This is a genomic window from Tichowtungia aerotolerans (assembly GCF_009905215.1).
GTDB lineage: Bacteria > Verrucomicrobiota > Kiritimatiellia > Kiritimatiellales > Tichowtungiaceae > Tichowtungia > Tichowtungia aerotolerans.
The window spans coordinates 3,508,546-3,526,546 of sequence record NZ_CP047593.1 but is presented as its reverse complement, the minus strand read 5'-3'; the positions used below and the strand labels follow the sequence as shown (position 1 = coordinate 3,526,546).

15 protein-coding genes and 1 tRNA gene are annotated in these 18,001 nt (G+C 52.2%); 5 read left to right on the top strand and 11 right to left on the bottom strand.

The annotated features are described in order from the left end of the window. Window positions 1-18: 18 nt before the first annotated feature. The 3 genes from GT409_RS14500 to rnhC form a co-directional block, all read right to left on the bottom strand. Window positions 19-483, bottom strand: coding sequence for a cupin domain-containing protein (locus GT409_RS14500; RefSeq protein ID WP_160629771.1), 465 nt, complete (start codon window positions 481-483; stop codon window positions 19-21). Between the two features lie 17 nt (window positions 484-500). Then, window positions 501-1,850, bottom strand: a complete 1,350-nt coding sequence (locus GT409_RS14495) for a glycosyl hydrolase (RefSeq protein ID WP_160629770.1) — start codon at window positions 1,848-1,850, stop codon at window positions 501-503. 164 nt (window positions 1,851-2,014) lie between these two features. Beyond that, a complete protein-coding gene (rnhC, locus tag GT409_RS14490; protein ID WP_160629769.1) occupies window positions 2,015-2,962 on the bottom strand; it encodes a ribonuclease HIII in 948 nt (315 codons plus the stop codon). Between the two features lie 217 nt (window positions 2,963-3,179). Here rnhC and GT409_RS14485 point away from each other — a divergent pair, with 217 nt between their 5' ends. Continuing rightward, entirely contained in the window at window positions 3,180-4,274 is a 1,095-nt protein-coding gene (locus GT409_RS14485; RefSeq protein ID WP_160629768.1) for a RidA family protein, read from the top strand. On the opposite strand, the gene GT409_RS14480 is transcribed toward GT409_RS14485, so the two are convergent. From GT409_RS14480 to GT409_RS14470, 3 genes are all read right to left on the bottom strand, one after another. Next, a complete protein-coding gene (locus GT409_RS14480) occupies window positions 4,259-5,224 on the bottom strand; it encodes an undecaprenyl-diphosphate phosphatase (protein WP_233231569.1) in 966 nt (321 codons plus the stop codon). The two genes, GT409_RS14485 and GT409_RS14480, sit on opposite strands and share 16 nt — an antisense overlap. Window positions 5,225-5,471: 247 nt before the next feature. Then, the gene (locus tag GT409_RS14475) at window positions 5,472-6,158 is read right to left on the bottom strand and encodes a hypothetical protein (protein WP_160629767.1); all 687 of its coding nucleotides are present in this window, start codon (window positions 6,156-6,158) and stop codon (window positions 5,472-5,474) included. 56 nt (window positions 6,159-6,214) lie between these two features. Next, window positions 6,215-6,299: transfer RNA gene (locus tag GT409_RS14470), tRNA-Tyr, on the bottom strand. 163 nt (window positions 6,300-6,462) lie between these two features. Between GT409_RS14470 and GT409_RS14465 the strand changes: the two genes are divergently transcribed. Beyond that, on the top strand, window positions 6,463-6,837 hold the full coding sequence (locus GT409_RS14465; RefSeq protein ID WP_160629766.1) for a response regulator: 375 nt from the start codon (window positions 6,463-6,465) through the stop codon (window positions 6,835-6,837). 47 nt (window positions 6,838-6,884) lie between these two features. On the opposite strand, the gene GT409_RS14460 is transcribed toward GT409_RS14465, so the two are convergent. Beyond that, complete coding sequence (locus GT409_RS14460; protein ID WP_160629765.1) at window positions 6,885-8,429, bottom strand: SulP family inorganic anion transporter; 1,545 nt, start codon at window positions 8,427-8,429, stop codon at window positions 6,885-6,887. Between the two features lie 100 nt (window positions 8,430-8,529). Next, window positions 8,530-10,242, bottom strand: coding sequence for a hypothetical protein (locus GT409_RS14455; protein ID WP_160629764.1), 1,713 nt, complete (start codon window positions 10,240-10,242; stop codon window positions 8,530-8,532). A 77-nt stretch (window positions 10,243-10,319) separates the two neighbouring features. On the opposite strand from GT409_RS14455, the gene GT409_RS14450 reads away from it, so the two are divergent. Continuing rightward, window positions 10,320-11,606, top strand: a complete 1,287-nt coding sequence (locus tag GT409_RS14450) for a hypothetical protein (RefSeq protein ID WP_160629763.1) — start codon at window positions 10,320-10,322, stop codon at window positions 11,604-11,606. Between the two features lie 21 nt (window positions 11,607-11,627). On the opposite strand, the gene GT409_RS14445 is transcribed toward GT409_RS14450, so the two are convergent. After that, a complete protein-coding gene (locus tag GT409_RS14445; RefSeq protein WP_160629762.1) occupies window positions 11,628-12,380 on the bottom strand; it encodes an SDR family oxidoreductase in 753 nt (250 codons plus the stop codon). 202 nt (window positions 12,381-12,582) lie between these two features. Here GT409_RS14445 and radC point away from each other — a divergent pair, with 202 nt between their 5' ends. Both radC and GT409_RS14435 read left to right on the top strand, forming a co-directional pair. Further along, window positions 12,583-13,287 carry a RadC family protein gene (radC, locus tag GT409_RS14440; protein WP_233231667.1) on the top strand — a complete coding sequence of 235 codons (705 nt, stop codon included), beginning with the start codon at window positions 12,583-12,585 and terminating at the stop codon, window positions 13,285-13,287. Between the two features lie 76 nt (window positions 13,288-13,363). Then, a complete protein-coding gene (locus tag GT409_RS14435) occupies window positions 13,364-14,206 on the top strand; it encodes a D-alanyl-D-alanine carboxypeptidase family protein (RefSeq protein ID WP_160629761.1) in 843 nt (280 codons plus the stop codon). Here the strand turns inward: GT409_RS14435 and GT409_RS14430 are convergent, their stop codons facing one another. Both GT409_RS14430 and tkt read right to left on the bottom strand, forming a co-directional pair. After that, window positions 14,207-15,751: a hypothetical protein gene (locus tag GT409_RS14430; protein ID WP_160629760.1), complete on the bottom strand. Its 1,545-nt coding sequence runs from the start codon at window positions 15,749-15,751 to the stop codon at window positions 14,207-14,209. A gap of 186 nt (window positions 15,752-15,937) precedes the next feature. Beyond that, window positions 15,938-17,926 (bottom strand): transketolase, encoded by a 1,989-nt coding sequence (gene tkt / locus GT409_RS14425; RefSeq protein WP_160629759.1) that lies wholly within the window; start codon window positions 17,924-17,926, stop codon window positions 15,938-15,940. Window positions 17,927-18,001: the final 75 nt, after the last annotated feature.

The window sequence follows — 18,001 nt, the reverse complement described above, 5'->3', positions numbered from 1 at the left end:
TGAAACTCCTTTCAGGTTTTAAATAATGACTGGTCCGCCTTCGGGCATATCGGTGCATTGCGGGTGAGCGCCTTCCGGCAGGGCGGGGACATCAATTCCGGCTTTGGGCAGTGTTCCGGCCAGTTCCTGTTTCCAGTGGTCTACGTCGCCGGCCGGGCCGTACACATAGATAAAGGTTGCCGGTTCATCGCCGATGTTGGTCATTTGGTGATAGACGCCAGACGGGATTTGAACAATCTGGCCGGCACACATTTCGCGGCGTTCCTTGCCGAGACACATTTCGGTTTTTCCTGAGACGACAAAGTAGACTTCTTCCTGTTCCTGATTATGCCAAGGAACCTGTCCGCCGTTCGGGTCGAGAGTCACAAAACCCATGGCAAAATTTTTGCATTTAACGGGCGATGCGCCGCCGACGAGATTCTGCGTCAGGCGCTGGGCAGGATAAGTGCGGCCTTTGATTTCCTTCAGGTCTCCAATGGTCATGGTCTACTCCTTTTGGGTTACATGTAAAATTTGTAGTAGGGCTTGCTGTCGGCCATGCGCTGAACAAGCAGGGCGGCTTCGCGCAGGTGGTAATCGCCCCACATGCTTGATTCGCCGCTCGGAACGCTTTGGTCCTCGGGGATGTAGTCCCATCCGTTGGGCTGGTGATACACGGAGTGCAACAGCAGGCCCTGATGGGTTTCGTCCGTGCTGAGATACGGCTCTTCGAGCAGCGTCCGCAGAACGGTGAGGCCGGCTTGCAGGTAGCGTTCGTCATTTAAATGATTGCCAAGGCGGATGAGACCCTGCGCGGCGATGGCGGCGGCGGACGAGTCGACCGGTTCGGCATCATTAAACGGATCGGCCGGTCTGTCGAGATAGTCCGGGCCGAGTTTCCAAAGCCTGGAAGCGCCGGTGTCCCAGTACGGCACGCCGTCGGCGGCGGAGTTTTTGATATAGAAATCGCAGGTGGCTTTGGCCATTTTCAGAAGGACGGCTTCAACAGCTTCGCGCCCGCCGAACGGTTCGAATTCTGCATTTTCCAAGGTTTGGAAAAACTCAAGCTGTTCGGCGGAGCCGGTCATGATCCACGCGAGGCCGCGCGTCCAGGTGGTGAACGGAGAGAAACCCTGCTGCGAGCTGGGGCAGCGGTAAGCGCCGTCGTTAAGGTTGAAAATGCTTTCGTGGGCGGTGCGCCCGCGCACATCGTAAGCGTCGCGGCCCTCTCCGTAGAAGACGGCGTAGTCGGCGGTGGTTTTCGCGTGGTCGATCAGTCGTCCGAGCAGGCTGACGTTTGCGTCGTTTTCACCCATGAAGGAGTGTCCGAGCTGGTGGGCGACGGCCAGTGCGCGCAGTGAACGGATGGTGTCTGCAAAAAGCGAGTGCGGGCCGTTGAAGGAATAAATATAGCCGTCGTTGGGCAGGGCGGTCCAGCGGCGGGCCTGCACAGCGCCGGAGGCTTTGAGGGCCATTTCGTAGAAATTACGCTCCCATTCGTTTTCAGGAATGCGGCCTTCATTCATCAGGCGCAACAGGTTCCCGTAGGTGCTGACGTTGTTGAAGCCGTGGTCATGCACGCCGAAGTGGGTGACGTGCGGGGCCATTTTTTCGACGGTGTTTTTGCGCCCGGTTGCCAACCATTTGAAATCGTCGGTGGCGTCGAACTGGAGAATTTCGGAGCCGTACTGAAATCCCTGGGTCCATTCGGTCCAGCCGCGGGTGGTGTATTTGCCTTTGACGGTGAAGACCGGCGATCCCTGAGTTGAATCGTATTCCCGGTTGATGAGCTCCATTTTTCGCGCAGAAACCTGCCAGAAACGGGCAAGACTGCTCGTTAGGTCTGCCGGTTGAATCGATTTGCAATGCATGTTCGGCTCCTTTTTATTCAGAGATATTACCAGATATAAGTTCTAATAGAATAAAAAACAGCATAAAAAATACTGCAAAGGAAATCATGAAGGGCGTGACAGGCAAAAAAAGACCGGTTTCCAGAATTTGGAAACCGGCCGATGTTTTTCAGGGTGTGAGAAAGTCAGGCAGAGGGCAGGTCGGAGCGGGAGTAGCCGTTGGCCTGAAGGACCTGTTCGGCTGTGCGGAAGTGGCATTTGCAGGTTTTCGGAAGGATTCCCGGGCCTTTTGCAGCAACCAGTTCAGTGGCGATCTGTTTGACTTTTGCAGAACATCCTTTCGGAATGGTTTCGATGCCGAATTCTTTTTCCATTTTGCGCAAAGCGTTTAGAAATCCGGCGCGGGCCAGAATGGAGGCGGCGGCCACAGCGGGGTCGGATTCCGCTTTGGTGCGCTGATCCATTTTGATTTTTTTACCGTTTTTCATCAGTGCGCTTTCGATGCGGTGGGTCGGGCCGAATTTATCGGAAAGCGCGCGCGGGCAGTCCGGAACTTTTTCGAGCAGGTTTTCGATGGCGCGGGCGTGGCCCCATGCGAGTACGCGGTTGACGTTTTTCATGCTGTTATACATGCGGTTATAGGCTTCCGGACCGAGAGTAACGATGGTGTATTTGCCTTCGAGCTGTTTCCGAATATCGGAAGCGATCTGCAGGGCGACGCGGTCGCTGGAGATACGTTTACTGTCTCGGGCGCCGAGCTCCTTGAGGGTTTCGACTGTTTTTTCGTCGGTGTAGACTGCAGAGATGACCAGGGGGCCGAACAGATCTCCTTTTCCGCTTTCGTCAATTCCCATGTGCGGTTTTATGCTTTCAGGATCGTGGACGGCTTCGTAGCCGAGGCGGGCTTCGCCGGTGATTTCGGGTTCCAAGGTGAATGTGATCCAGTCCTCGGCCCCTTTGCCCTGAATGAGACATTTTCCGGAGGTGTACAGATTGATGCGGCAGTTGTCGGTGGCAACGGCGATTTGGGTGTAAGGGACTTCGACCTGTTTGTATTTAGGATTCTGCAGCAGAGAAATCAGTTTTTTCTGCTGATCGGAAGTGAGTTTGATAGTGTGGGAGTTCTGTTTCATAAGCGGCTATTGTTAACAGATCCGACGGTCCGGAAAAGCAAAAGCTTTACCGGGGTGATGATTGTGTTGGAAATCCTGTTTTTTGAGTGCGTTACAGGTTGCGATTGCGTACAATCCGTAAGTTTTGTTGCAATAAGTTTAATATTTATCCGTTATGGTTTGATATTCGGCTGAGAACATCTCTTGGAGTAAAAACCGTAGTTTGGAGGACCGTTGAGTGAGCGCTGAGATTTTGAAGACCCATTGTGATACAGAAACGGCTTCTTTGAAGCTGAAAAAACACGCAGAACACTGCATTGCGGTGCAATCCTGCAATACGCTTGAAATGCATCGCGGTCTTTGTCTGGCGGCGCAGGATCGGGATGCGACCATTCTCAGCCAGTTTGTTTTTGCCGGGACAGAGCATTATGATGAGTTTTGCAAAAATGCCAAACCGTCGGACTGGCCGGTTGTGTGGCTTCAGGGCGATGCCTGCGAATGCGGCGATATTTATTCCATGCAGGGCGTTGCGCTTTCTGGAATCAACCCGCAACCTATTCATTTTAATGGTCGCGATATGGGGTTCACTTATGAAGATGATCATGCAAAGTATTGCAGATTGCGCGGCGTGATTCCTCAGGATCTTACTGCATCCCGCATGGAGCAGACACGGTCGGCTTTTGAGACCATGGATGCCGCCCTGAAGCTGAACGGGTTTAAATTCACGGATACGGTTCGCACCTGGATTTATCTAGACAACCTGCTTGAGTGGTATGATGACTTCAATGTGGTTCGCACGCAGTATTTCAATGAAACCGGCATTTTTGACCATATGGTTCCGGCGAGTACTGGAATTGGTGCGGGGAACCAGTTTGACGCGGCGATTATGATGGATGTGCTGGCTGTGAAACCGAAAAATGATGTGCTGAAGATTTATGAAGTGGTTTCTCCTCTGCAGAATCCCGCGTTGGATTACAAGAGCTCATTCAGCCGTGCTGTTGAAATGGTCTATCCGACCCACAGGAATCTGCTGATTTCAGGGACGGCAAGTATTGACCCGGAGGGTGCAACGGTTTATCTCGATGATCCTGAAAAGCAGATTCGCCTTACTTTGGATGTGGTGCATGCGATTCTCGAATCCCGCGGTATGGGATGGGGGGATCTCTTTCGAGGGATTGCTTATTTTAAAAATATGGATTACCTGCCGATTTACGAACAGGTTGCCGCCGAGCTGAAGATTCCTCGTTTCCCGCTGGCAATTTCCCATGCTGACGTTTGTCGTGATGATCTGCTGTTCGAGGTCGAGGTGGATGCGGTTCAGCCTGCGAAGTAGTAGAGCACTCCCGCCGCCAGCGCGATGCGATAAACGCCGAATGGTCCGAGACCATGCCGCGTGAGATGGTGGATCAGAAATTTAACGCTGAAGGCCGCCACGATGGTGCTGATAAATATTCCGGTAATCAGAGAATCCAGGCCAACGGTGCTGGCTAGCGCATCCCATTGCGTGATTGTTTTATAAACAGTTGCCGCGCCCAGAGTCGGAAGAGCCAGCAGAAAGCTGAACTCCGCGGCCGCAGTCATGCTGAGCCCGACGCAAAGTCCCGCGAGGATTGTCGCCATTGAGCGCGATATTCCCGGCCACATGGCCAGGCACTGCACCATACCGATGATGAGTGCACACCAAATCGTTATGTCATGGATGTCCCGAACGTGTTTATTATCGCGTTTATAGAGCTTTACGGTGGCCAGCATGGCAATGCCTCCGACGGCGAGTGCGATGGCCACGGTCAGGGGGCTGAACAGGTATCGTTCAATGATGCCTTCAAACAGCAGGCCAAACACGGCGGCCGGTATGAAGGCGGCGATCAGATTGATCAGCAGTTTTTGACCGTCTTTGTTTTTTCCGATCAGGCCGAGGCTCATTTCCTTGATTCGTTTGAAGTAAATCCCGGTAACCGCGAGGATGGCACCGATCTGAATTACGATATTGAATGCATTGACTGCCGGATTGGGGGCCATGATCGGGCCAAGGGGGCCATGGATCAGTTCGTTGTTTTCGTCATGAGCAAAGCCTCCCAGACCCATTGCCTCAGCAGCAAGGATCAGATGTCCGGTTGAGGAGACAGGAAGATATTCAGTCAGGCCTTCGATGATTCCGAGAATCATTGCCTGTGGCAATGTGATCCTGTGCGGTACTTCAGGTTGAGATGGTAGAGGTTCTGCAGAAACGGATCCCGAAACCGTCAGCATGCCCAGTGCAATAATCAAAAATATTTTTTTCATAAAAGCCCGTAATTTCGACAGGAGGCTATCTTACACTTTTTCCAATGCTTGGAAATCTTCCGCTTCCATTTTTAAGACGCGCGGAGGGCTCATGCCGAATCACATTCTTGGCCTGCTGTCGAAGTGTTTGGAGCATTCAGAGGAGCGCTGCGAACAACCGTCGTTGACACGCCGGAAAAAATTGCGCCGAATCGGTTTGGCGGCTCTCGATCGGCTGTCATTGGTTTTTTGAGTCAACCAGCAGTCTTTATTTCTGAGATGCGCGCACTGCGGCAAAGAAACGGTCTTCGTAGCGTTTGAAGAGTCCGTGATCCTTAAGCATTTCTGCCAGTGCCGGCAGTTTCGACGAGTCGCGCGAGGCATCGAGAAATGCTTTTTCGATATTCTGATGCAGTTGCGCTTTCTGGTCGCGATGCAACTGCTGGATTTCCTGGATGTTTCCGTAGGCGGATCCCTGTACCAGTTCAACCATCAGCTTGAGCAGGCAGACTTCCCATGGACGGTCGACACCGACCAAGACAGCCGCCATTGGGTCGTTGCGGTCGTTGAGATCTTCTTTGACTCGGTTGACGACTGTATCCAGCGGATCGCTTAGAATGTAGTCGTTGATTTCTTTTTTTTGAACCTTAAAGCCGTATTTCAGCATCTGCATGTCATTGGCGTGTTTTTTCAGCCAGTCTGCATATTCCTGAGCCTCGGCCCCAAACCCTTCGAGCATCTCGTCGGTAATGGTGGGCGGTGTAATGATTTCCGGGCGGTAGGCTTTCAGTTTGCCTTCACGCACACGGACCTTATCTATGGAATCCATCAGTTCACTGATGAGATAATAATTCACCATCGTCGTGCCGAAGGTTTCAAGGCGGTTTTGTGGAACAGCAACGACCTCCGTATTGTTTACGGCGTACCAGAAGTCAAATTGTGGATCTCTACTCATCAGCTGAACTATAACAAAAAACCCATTCGGATCGAATGGGATTTCTGAATTTAAAATGGTGGTGGGGGAAGGATTCGAACCTTCGAAGGCTGAGCCAACAGATTTACAGTCTGCCCCGTTTGACCGCTTCGGTACCCCACCGTTTTCAAAAGGGAACGAGTACAGTACCCGAATTTTTTTTGTTGTCCACCCTGATTTCAAAAAAACATTCATTTTGCCAAATCGGGACTTATAAACCGGCAGTTAAACATGTTGTCGGCGTTCATTCTTTCGTGTTAATGTACCTACGCACGAGGGGGAAAAGATGGCTCGAATATTAGTTGTTGATGACGAAACAGGGATCATAACCATTCTGAAAGAAATGCTTTTAAAACTTGGTTATGAGGTTCTTACTGCTTCCGGAGGGAACGAAGCTCTTGAAAAATTATCCATTGGTGGGGTCGACCTGGTTGTAACTGATATTGTAATGCCGGATATCGACGGTCTTGAGCTGATTTCCAATATCCAGTCCATGTATCCGGAGATCAAAATTATTGCTATTTCCGGCGGCGGAGCCCAGGAAGGGCCTGAAACATATTTGCGCGATGCCAAGGAGCTGGGTGCGGCACGTTGCCTCACCAAGCCTTTCATGCTGAAAGAGCTGGCTTCAATGGTTCAGGAGCTTTTGGGAGAGGAGTAAGTCCTCTCTGTCCGGACACCAGTGCGGACGCTGTGCTGCTTTTACAATCAGGCCAGCTGATCGACCGCAAGATGCCAATCCAGATCTTCAATCACGCTGACCTCAACAACTCCATCTGCTCTTCCAAGCAAGTCCCGGCATTCTTTACTCAGATTGAGCAGATGCAGGTTTTTTCCGCTGGAGGCATATTTTTCAGTCAGTTTGTGAACCGCCTCGAGTGCGGAGTGGTCGTATACTCGAGAGCGCATAAAGTCGATGACGACTTCAGATGGATCATCTTCCGGTGTAAACAGCTGGTTGAAGCTGTGTACGGAGCCGAAGAATAATGCTCCATTGAGTTTGTAAACCTTGGTGCTGTGTTCGTCAATGTACGTGTCGCAGTCGATTTTTTTTCCTTTTTTCCACGCGAAGACCAGTGCGCTGATAATGATCCCAATGGCGACAGCGACAGCCAGGTTTGTGAAAACGGTGATAATCGATACGGCAAGGATAACCAACGTATCCGCTTTTGGAATCTTGTGCAGAATACGAAACGTAGTCCATTCAAAGGTTCCTATCACAACCATAAACATAACGCCGGTTAATGCCGCAGTCGGGATTTGACCAATCAGACTGGAACCGAACAGAACAAACATCAGCAGGCCGACCGCTCCGGTGATGCCGGAGGTGCGTCCGCGTCCGCCGGAGCTGATATTGATCATGGACTGTCCAATCATTGCACAGCCTCCCATTCCTCCGAACAGTCCGCTCAGGATATTTGCGGAGCCCTGTCCGATGCACTCCCGGTTGCCGCGTCCGCGGGTTCCGGTGATTTCATCAATCAGGGTCAGGGTCATTAAGGATTCAATCAGCCCAACTGCAGCAACAGGTGCAGCAAACGAAAGAAGAAGTTTCAGGGTTTTGAAATCCAGCGGGATGTTGGGGATATGGAGCGGAGGGAATCCGCCGGCAATTGATCCGCCGGCCATTTCCGCAACGGTCGGGGTGTGAAGCCCGACACGATCCAGTCCCATTGCAGCGAGTGTGCATATAACAATTGCGGCCAGCGCTGCCGGAACGGCTTTTGTGAGTTTGGGAAGAAAATGAATTACCGCCATTGTCAGGGCGATCAGCCCCAGTACCGTAAATAACGGCATTCCCGTGATCCATATATGGTGGCCGTCGGCGGTTTCCGTTTTAAAGGCTTCAAATTGCGAGAGGAAAATGATGATTGCAAGGCCGTTCACAAACCCGAGCATGACCGAGTGGGGCACCAGCCGAATGAATTTTCCCCAGTGCAGAAGTCCGACAGCCACCTGAATGATTCCGGCCATAATAATTGCTGCAAAAAGGTATTCCACGCCATGGCTGGCTACCAGCGGAGCGATAACCACCGCAACTGCGCCGGTTGCGCCGGAGATCATTCCGGGACGTCCGCCGCAAACGGCGGCGATCAGTCCGACCATAAATGCCGAGAAAAGCCCGACCTGCGGTTCAACCCCGGCCACAAAAGAGAAAGCGACTGCTTCCGGCACAAGGGCCAGCGCGACCGTGATGCCCGAAAGGATATCATTTTTGAATGTTCCGTGTTTCTTCTGAAAAAAATCCAACATAAAAAATCCCCGCTCAAAATAAAAAAAAGAAGGGCCTGAAACCCGTTCAGGCCCTTCCGAAAGCCGGGTATCATCCCGGTTTGAGTAAAGATCGCAACCCCTAAAGGGTTATATTTTTTGTCAGACCCTTTGAGGATTCAAACATAATGGTTCGATCGGCGGAGGAAAACTTGACCCGGTCGGGCTGAATCTCCAGTTGAACGTCTTCGTCCGGATGCCGGTTTTTCCAAACGTTGGAAAGCAGAATGGCCTTTTCGAGACCGTCCCCGGTTTGGAAGTTCCAAACTTCGTCCGGCTGGGCAATGCGGGACTCGTCATAGATGGATTGGGTTTCCATTTTTTCCAGGATTTGGAAAAGTTCCTCGTCGCTGATTTCTTTAGTTTCCTCGATGCAGACTGGATTGCGTTCGGTGGCGGCTTTGAGGAATGGGGTCCATTCGCAGCGGCTCATGTCGCGCAGGGCATAGAACGACAGATCGGCTGATGGGTTTTCGGAACGCATTGATTCCACGTACGCAATCATTTCCTCGCGGTCCATTTGCGGTGTCAGTTCCAGCTTTTTCCAAGGTTTGGAAATTTTATTTCCGGAGTCTGGAAATTCAGGATCCAGATGAACAAATCCGGCCAGGGCGCAGAGCATTTCATTTTTATGCTCGCTGGTGCATTCGAGTTTTTTGCCGAGTTCCATCATGCTTTGGCTGTCGTAATGCTCGATCGGGTTGTTGTGAAAGAACTCTTCGAGGCGATTGAGGCAGATGCGGTCGCTCATCGGTTCGCAGTAGAACTCGTCGCAGTCGATGTCGGCGAGCAGTTTGTCACGGGTGTTATCGCTTACTTTATACGGTCCGGCGTGTTCATATGCATAGGCGCGCTCTGCGGGAATCCACTGCTTTTTGCCGTGGCAGTCGCGACAAATCTGGAAACAGGTCTGGTATCGCGAGTGCTGGCGGAGGAAGTTGGCGAGAATTTCAAATGTGATCGGCGAGGTGAGATAGTCGCCGACCTGTTGTTTGAATCGCTCGTATTCATCGGCATTCATGCTCATTTCATCATAAACGCTGTGCACGATACCGGTGTTGTTCATGACCATGGTAATCTGCTCATTGCGCAGCGCGCGCTGAGCCTTGTCGGTCAGCTCGGTTCCGTTGAACCACATGTTTTTGGTTACAATGCGCCGGTTGTTGGTCAGGAAGCCGCCGTTGTAGGCAATGAAATTCTGAGAGTGGAGCGGAGTGGCCATCAGAAAGATGTCTTCGAGCGGTATCTTGCAGATAATAAAAAGTGCGGCTGCGTAGAGGGTTGAGAGAGAGACGCATTCTCCGGCGCCGAGCCGGTAATTTTCTTTGCGGCAGAATGCATCCATGGCTTCGACCGTTTCAGTCTTCCAGTAAGGAATGATGGTATCGTTGTATTTTTCGAGTCCGAAATGGCGGCGGATATCCAGATCGAAGTAATGTTTGTCTCCCTCGTAGCCGAACAGGGCGTTGGAGCCGCTGATGGTTTCCCGGTTCATGAACGGGGCAAAACGTTTGAGTTCCGTCTGCTGATCCGTCAAACCCCACGTGTCCAGGTCGAGATTAAATTCGTAGTGGTCGATGATGTACTGCTTGAGCCGGTTGACTTTTTTGCTGGGTGACATTTTATCAATTTTTTCAAACCAGGGGTCATCGCGCCATACCCAGACCCGCGGGCTCATGATGTTGGCCAGCACCAGAGCGTACAGAAGTTCCGGAAATACAAAAATTTCCATGTCCGACAGAGTGATTGCCGATGAGTATTTTTCCAGATTATCGTTGATTTCTTGTGTATTCATAGTCCTCTGACAGGTTTTTACTTTTCCAAACCTTGGAAAGCGTATACTAATGGAGTCTGAAAGCAAAAGGTTTTGCCATGTCTGAACACAGTACAACGAGGACAAATGCCGGCCGGCCTGACGAGGATATTCTCCTCGATCTTAACTTCGTGCCCCAATGGGCAAAGAAAAAGCCGGGTGAAAACCACTATCATGCCGTTGAGGAGCGCTCGGGCCGCCCGCCGCGTCGCGGTGGCGAGCGCCGGGAGCGCCGAGACAGCTCTCCGCGTTCCGGTCGGCGACCTCCATCCCATCATGACAGGAAGCCTCGGGAGGTTCGCCCTCGGTCGGCCAAAGTGGACCTTCCGGTGACGATTAAGTTCCTGCCGGAACAGAAACGATTATCGTCGCTGGTCCGCCAGATTCATCACTCCAAACGTGCCTATCCGTTGATTGATCTTGCGCATATTTTCCTGTCCGACCCGCGCGGCCATTTGGTGAAGCTGGAAGTCGAGCCGGGTGCTGAAGACTTCAAGCTGTATCAGGGGAAACGCTCCAAAATGGTTGCAACCGATCGCGATGTGCTGTTGCGGCAGCTGCTGGACAATCATCTGGAGGATTTTTTCGAGATTGAGGAGATCGAAGTTGAAACGCCGTCCGGAGTTTTTCCAATGATTGGAAAAATTGACGACATTCTGATCGGGCCGCCGAATCATCACAGCTATACCGATCGTCTGGCAGAAATCCACCGCACCAGTTATGCCGGGATGCCGTTTGAGCGCTTTAAGGAAAAAGTACAGACGGTTCGCGACGAAGAGTTGATCGAGCAGTGGAAGCAGGACGCTTCTAAAAAAACGGTTTACCGCCTCAAAGACGGCGGCAAAGAGTTTTCACTGCTGCAGGCTGAAGAGTATGTGAAAACCCATATCGCCGAAGCTGAGATTGAGGAAGTGACCCGCGCGGTGTTGCCATCCTCTCTCGCCCGCAGAATTAAAGACTACAATCTGATCCGGATGGTGCGCGAAGCCTGGCAGCAGGAAAGCCGTTTCCCGATTTCGCTCGCATTTGCCATGCGCGCGGCATTCCGGCACCTTCACCTCTATACGTTTAAGGCGGGGAAAAACATTAATTTTATTACCGCGGTGAAGCCGGATCCCATCGCGCCGGAAGCGGCAGTGGATACAATCCGGGCTATTCTCGAGTTTCTGGCTGATCATCCCGGTTCAACCCGGTTGCAGCTGGTGGAAGGACTGCGTCCCGGTGCGGAAAAAGATTCAGAGAGAGCTCATGAAATTCTCAACCCCATTCGATGGCTGGTCGAAAAAGGGCATATTATTGAGTTTTTTAATGGAACGCTCTCGGTTCCGTCCCGCCGCAGGCGCTGACCGGAACCTGCCAGAACGTTTTTACGGATATTCCTGTCGTGTTGGTCGGACAACAATGTCGCTGATGTTAATGTGAGGCGGCAGTGTGGTCACATGGCAGATTGCATCTGCAATATCCGCGGCAGTCGGCAACGGGCCGAATTTGTCATGAAACCCCTGCACTAATTCATCGCTGTAGCCTGCCACGTCCTGAAATCCACTGATGACGATGCCCGGCTGGACCAGTGATACGCGGACACCTTTCGGGCCGACTTCGCGGCGCAATCCTTCTGCCAGGGCATGGACTGCAAACTTAGACGCGCCATATACCGCGCTGAAAGGTGAGATGTGGCGACCGACTACGGATCCGATAATGACGATGTCTGCCGCCGACTTTGGAAAGCCTTTTTCCTGTTGTTTCACCATTTTCAGGGCGGCTTTCTGCATCAGCAGCGCTGCTCCTTTAACATTAACGTTCAAAAGGTCGTCTAGCTGGGACTGGTCAGAAGTGGTAACTGATCCACCGAGCCCTCGGCCCGCATTGATGACAACCAGATTGGCTTCGCCGCCAAAATGTTCCTGCGCTTCCGCAAACAGCTGGTCAATCACTTTTTCATCGCCGGCATCACCGGCTACGCCGCAGAAGTTGCTTCCCAGCTCTTTCTCGAGGGTGGCGAGTTTTTCACGCGTACGTCCGTTTCCAACCACCTGCATGCCGACTTCAATCAGTTTTCGGACAGTGGCTTCTCCGATGCCGGAGGTGGCTCCCGTCACAATTGCAATTCGTGTATTCATAGTATGTACCTTCCGTTTAAAAAGACTATCGCACAATCCACATTGCTTTAAGTGAGAATTTGTTTAATTCGTCCGTTTGGGTCTTCCGGGTTCATAAAAACTGCGAGATGAATAAATATTTTCAAGTTGATAATGATTTGTTATAACTTTTTCAGTGATTGGAAAGTGCGTCAGAGAGGGGATCGAAGTCTATCGGGTGCGGGTGAAAGATTTGCCCAAGGCACTGCAACCGCGCGAGAAATTCGATCGGGTCGGTCCGGAAAACCTTTCGGAGAGCGATTTGCTGGCGCTGATTCTCCGGACCGGCGTGGCCGGGCTCAACGTGGTTGAACTGGCGGAAATGCTTCTGCTTCAATACGGATCGCTCAGCGCGTTGTCCCGGGCATCCGCAGCAGAGCTTCAGAAAATCCGCGGCGTTGGTAAGGAAAAAGCAAAAATTCTGAAAGCGTCGCTCGAAATGGGGCGAAGGCTGGTTCAGGAAAACGTCGGTGAGAACCCGCGTATTGCATCGCCGGAAGAAGCTGCTGCTGTTTTGCGCGAGCGCGCCCGAGGGCTGGATCGCGAAGTGTTCTGGGTACTGCTCCTGGATATTAAGAATCGTTTAATGGTCCCGCCGTGCGAAGTGTCGAGAGGAACGCTGAATTCAAGCCTGGTTCATCCGCGTGAAATTTTTAAGCCGGCGGTTCAGCATTCAGCGGCACACGTGATTCTCGCGCACAACCATCCGTCGGGCGATCCGTCGCCGTCGGCTCAGGATATTAAAGTCACCCGCAAGCTGGTGGAGGCTGGACACATGATGGAAATCACGGTCCTGGACCATATGATTATCGGACGCAAAACCCGAGAGGGAGTCGATGACTTTATGAGCCTGCGCGAATCCGGGCTGGTTCTGTTTCATCAGGATTGAGCCTCAGGCTGTAAAAAATCATGCCTTAGCTTTTGTTCTGCGGCGCGGTTCGGTACAACCTTTATTTATGTCTGTTATGAAAAAAATATTCGGTGTCGGCTTTTCGTTGTGGTTCATTTTCTTGGGGGCGTCTGCGTGGGCTCTTGATTCGCGTGTGAGGGATCCGTATTACAGTGCGGTGGTGATGGAGTCCGGCAGCGGCAGGGTCTTATGGGAAGATCATGCCGGAGCCGAAGCCTATCCGGCCAGCATGACCAAGATGATGAACCTGTTTATTGTGCTCGATGATATCAATGCAGGCAAACTGCGGCTGGATCAGCCGGTGACGGTTACCCGGGACATTGCCCGGATCGGAGGACGGCAGGTTTGGCTCAAGGAGGGCGAGGTTTTTCCACTGGAAGAACTCATTTATGCAACGATGGTTCATTCCGCGAATGATGCAGCTACGGCTCTGGCGTATACCGCTTCCGGCAGCAAGGAGGCTCATGCGGAACGAATGACTGCAAAGGCTCGGGAATTGGGGCTGCGCTCTACGTACTTTCATAACGTGCATGGCCTGCCGCCGGAACCTGGGCAGTTACCGGATGTTTCCTCTGCGCTGGATATGGCGCGACTGGCGGATGCTTTATTAAAAGCCCATCCGGAAACGCTGAAATACTCCTCCGTGTATATGCGTGATTTCCGGCAGGAAAATCCGGTTAGGATGACCAGCTCCAACAAGCTTCTGAATACCATGGAAGGTTGCGATGGGCTGAAGACCGGTTATTTTCGAGCGGGTGGATTTTCACTCACGGCGACCGCAAAACGCGACGGCATCCGTATTATCGCGGTGGTGATGGGATGTCAGCAAAAAGAAGTGCGAAACCAGTGGGCTCAACGATTGCTGGAACGCGGATTTTCTCTGGTGAATAATCCCTGATTATTTCATGCTTTCAAGTGCAGGGTATCCAACCAGAATCATCATTCGCTTGGCCAGAGACTGCATGCGCTGTCCGCTCAGGTAAGCCAGGTCCAGAAGTTCCTGCTGAATGTCGTCTTGAGCATGTTTCTTCGCAGCTTCGAGGGATGCATTAACCACAGTAAGCGGTTGCACGAGAGCCAATGTCAGGTTTGATATTTCCAACATCAGATCTTCCCGGCTGAGATGTCCTGCATGGGCTTCAATGGTTGGGGATACAGACTCATCAAGCTGTATTTGGCCTTCCAGTTCTTCAATACGGCTTTCGATACGGTTTGTATAATTGGTCAGGCCGTTTTTCGTCACATTGACGAGAGTGCGCATCTGATTCGCATCCTGCGTTTCGATCTGCATCAGGCCTTCCAGCTTTTCAAGCACCACCGCCAGAGCGCTCATGTCCATGCCGGGAAGTCCGGAAGAAGGGCCGGATCCGGTTTCAACCGGAGGCTCTCCTGCCTGAACCATCAGTCGCTGCCAGTCCTTTTGAGCAATGCCGGCCTCTTTAAATTGCTGGATTGCTTTTTCCCGGCCATAGGTTTTGATGGCGTCAATAATTTTGCTTTCAACCGTATTCAGCTTTTCGCTCTGCGAGGAATAGTGCGCCGTCATGATTTCAAACTGACGATCTTCCTCCATCTCGCGGATGGCTTTAATGATCCGGCGGTCAATTTCCGGGTGCTTTGCGCCGAGGGATTTGTGGATCTTATCCAGTACTGTTTTTTCGAGTAGCATCATTGCTTTAGTCAGGTTTGCCTTGCCTTGAACATTTCTGAATTCCGGCTCTTTACGGAGGCCGTCATAAGTTCTGCGCAGGCAGCCGATCACAATATCGGCCAGCGATTCTCCATTGCCAACATCCACGCCGGATTGACGAATTGCGGCGGCTTCCAGAATCATTTGTCCCAGTTTTTCCGGATCTGAAACTGCTTTTTTGAGGCTTTCCTTTGCATTGTCAGATGAAGCCTGTCCTTTTAGGAATGCCACAATCTGACTGACCTGAGCCGGAGGGATCTCGTCGAGTGCTCCGCCGCCTTTCCCGGTCTTTTTTTCCCCGTCGCGAAGCGTGACGTATTTGACATCCTCCATTTCGACGTGCTGAAGACCGCTTTTGGACAGCGTTTCTTTCATGGCTTCGCCGGACGGGGCACAAAGGGCCGAAAGGAGCTGCTTCAGTTCGTCTTTGGACAGGCCGGAGTGCAGCACCAGATGGGAAACCTTCATCGAGACCAGACGTTTTTCCAGCGTTTTCACCGGGATATCGCGTACTTCCACCGGTTCTTCGTCCACGGTTAACGATCCGTTGAATGAGCCGATGGCAACGTCGCCGGATTTTAAAGCTTCCTGCAGAGCTTCGTGGGCCTGATCTACGATCAGTTCTACGGACGGATGATCCGGCCCGTAAACGCCGACAGTTCCCAACCCCCGGCCGATCGAGATCAAAACATCTCTGATTTCTGAGGACAGTTCTTTTGCGGCAGGTTTGGAATGGTTTTTTTCAGCGCTCATCGTTCAGTAACTCTTTCTACTATGGCCGCGAATCATAATGATAACAGTCATATTCTTCCAGTTAAAACCGCAGAAGCCTTGCTTTCAAAGCTAACAAAACGGGCCGGATTTTCCAAGGTTTGGAAAAATCCGGCCCGTTTGTTCCGAGGTTCGGAACCATTGTTTCCAAAGATTGGAAACCGGGGTTTAGCCGATCATTTCTTTGGCGGTTTTGTAGATGTTGTCGGCGTTGATTCCGAATTCTTCTGCAAGTTTGCCGCCTGGAGCTGATGCACCGAAGTGGTCAATTCCGATGATTTTTCCGGCATCACCGACATATTTTTCCCAGCCGGCCGGCCAACCTGCTTCAACGGCGAGGCGGCATTTTGTGGTTGCCGGAAAGACGGAAGCTTTGTATTCCGCATCCTGTTTTTCAAAGAGTTCCCAACTCGGCATGCTGACGACCCGAACCTTTTTGCCTTCTTCGGCCAGTTTTTTACCGGCTTCGATGGAAATCCAGACTTCAGAGCCGCTGGCGACAATCAGGATGTCGTGATCGCTTTCGGCGTTTTCCCAAATGGTGTAGGCGCCTTTTTTGAGGTTGTCAGCCGGGGCGAACTCTTCGCGATCAAAGATCGGAAGGTTCTGGCGGGTCAGGAGCAGGGCGGTCGGGCCGGATTTGTTTTCCAGCGCGGCAATCCATGCGCTTTTGGTTTCGGTGGCATCTGACGGACGGATAACAGTGACGTTCGGGGTGATGCGCAGGCTCATCAGCGTTTCGATCGGCTGATGGGTCGGCCCGTCTTCTCCGACGTAGAAGCTGTCATGCGTGTAGACGTAGATAACCGGCAGGTTCATCAGGGCCGCAACACGAGTGGTTGGGCGGACGTAGTCGGCAAAGACAAGGAAGGTGGCTCCGAACACGCGGAATCCGCCATGCACCTGAATTCCGTTCATGATGCCGCCCATGCCGATTTCGCGCACACCGAAGTGGAGGTTGCGTCCATCAAAGGAGTTCGCGCCGATGTCGCCCATATCTTTCAGGTTCGTGTTGTTGGACGGAGCCAGGTCGGCAGAACCGCCGATAAGATATGGGACCGCTTTCGCCAGATCCTGCAGCACTTTTCCGGAAGCAGAACGGGTTGCGATGGAGCCGCCTGCTTCGAAGTCGGCAATCAGTTTGCCCAGTGTTTCCGGCAGTTCGCCTTTCATGCACTGCTTCCATTCCGCAGCTTTCTCGGGATTGGCTTTGGCATATTCTGCAAACAGGTCATTCCACATGGCCTCTTTTTTTGCATTTTCAACGGCGGCTTCTTTGAAGGTTGCGTAGACTTCGTCCGGAACATAGAAATGTTTGTCAGACGGCATGCCGAGCGCTTCTTTGGTCAGAGCCACTTCGTCTTCGCCGAGCGGGGCGCCGTGGCAGTCGTGAGACCCGGCTTTGTTCGGTGATCCGAAACCGATGGTGGTGTTGCAGATGATGACGGAAGGTTTGTTGACTTCCTTCTGAGCAACGCGGGTGGCGTTGATGATGTCGTCATAGTCGTGGCCGTTGATACGCTGGACGTGCCATCCGTAGGCTTCCATGCGTTTTTCAACATCGTCGGTGTAGGTGATGTGGGTGTCGCCTTCGATGGAAATGAAGTTTTCATCGTAGAAAACGATCAGGTCGCCAAGACCATGATTTCCGGCGAATGAAAAGGCTTCGTGGGAGATGCCTTCCATGAATTCACCTTCGGACGCGATAACGTAGGTGTAGTGGTCGACGATTTTTTGTGCTTCGGTGTTGAAGCGTGCGGCCAGCATTTTTTCAGCCAGCGCCATTCCGACGGCATTGGAGCACCCCTGGCCGAGCGGTCCGGTTGTTGTTTCTACACCGATCGTGTGGCCGTATTCCGGGTGGCCGGCCGTTTTGCTTCCCCACTGACGGAAATTTTTCAGTTCTTCCATGGGCAGATCGTAACCGGCGAGGTGAAGCAGGCTGTAGATCAGCATTGAACCGTGCCCGGCAGACAGAACAAAGCGGTCGCGGTCGGCCCAGTCCGGGTTGTCCGGGTTGTGTTTCAGGAACTGCGTCCAGAGTACTGCGGCGACATCCGCCATGCCGAGCGGAAGCCCCGGATGACCTGAGTTGGCAGCCTGTACGCCGTCCACTGACAGGCCGCGAATGGTGTTTGCAATCAGCTTAAGATCCATTTTTTCTCCTCTTAGTTAATCCCTTAATATAAAAACCGGGTAAAAATGTATCTAAAACAGCTCAATCTGCCGAAC

Bases quoted from the DNA above. Each gene is read 5' to 3' on its own strand.
- tkt (WP_160629759.1), bottom strand. From the start codon at position 17,926: ATGGATCTTAAGCTGATTGCAAACACCATTCGCGGCCTGTCAGTGGAC.
- GT409_RS14455 (WP_160629764.1), bottom strand. From the start codon at position 10,242: ATGAATACACAAGAAATCAACGATAATCTGGAAAAATACTCATCGGCA.
- GT409_RS14465 (WP_160629766.1), top strand. From the start codon at position 6,463: ATGGCTCGAATATTAGTTGTTGATGACGAAACAGGGATCATAACCATT.
- rnhC (WP_160629769.1), bottom strand. From the start codon at position 2,962: ATGAAACAGAACTCCCACACTATCAAACTCACTTCCGATCAGCAGAAA.
- GT409_RS14480 (WP_233231569.1), bottom strand. From the start codon at position 5,224: ATGAAAAAAATATTTTTGATTATTGCACTGGGCATGCTGACGGTTTCG.
- GT409_RS14475 (WP_160629767.1), bottom strand. From the start codon at position 6,158: ATGAGTAGAGATCCACAATTTGACTTCTGGTACGCCGTAAACAATACG.
- GT409_RS14445 (WP_160629762.1), bottom strand. From the start codon at position 12,380: ATGAATACACGAATTGCAATTGTGACGGGAGCCACCTCCGGCATCGGA.
- GT409_RS14450 (WP_160629763.1), top strand. From the start codon at position 10,320: ATGTCTGAACACAGTACAACGAGGACAAATGCCGGCCGGCCTGACGAG.
- GT409_RS14435 (WP_160629761.1), top strand. From the start codon at position 13,364: ATGAAAAAAATATTCGGTGTCGGCTTTTCGTTGTGGTTCATTTTCTTG.
- GT409_RS14430 (WP_160629760.1), bottom strand. From the start codon at position 15,751: ATGAGCGCTGAAAAAAACCATTCCAAACCTGCCGCAAAAGAACTGTCC.
- GT409_RS14495 (WP_160629770.1), bottom strand. From the start codon at position 1,850: ATGCATTGCAAATCGATTCAACCGGCAGACCTAACGAGCAGTCTTGCC.
- GT409_RS14500 (WP_160629771.1), bottom strand. From the start codon at position 483: ATGACCATTGGAGACCTGAAGGAAATCAAAGGCCGCACTTATCCTGCC.
- GT409_RS14460 (WP_160629765.1), bottom strand. From the start codon at position 8,429: ATGTTGGATTTTTTTCAGAAGAAACACGGAACATTCAAAAATGATATC.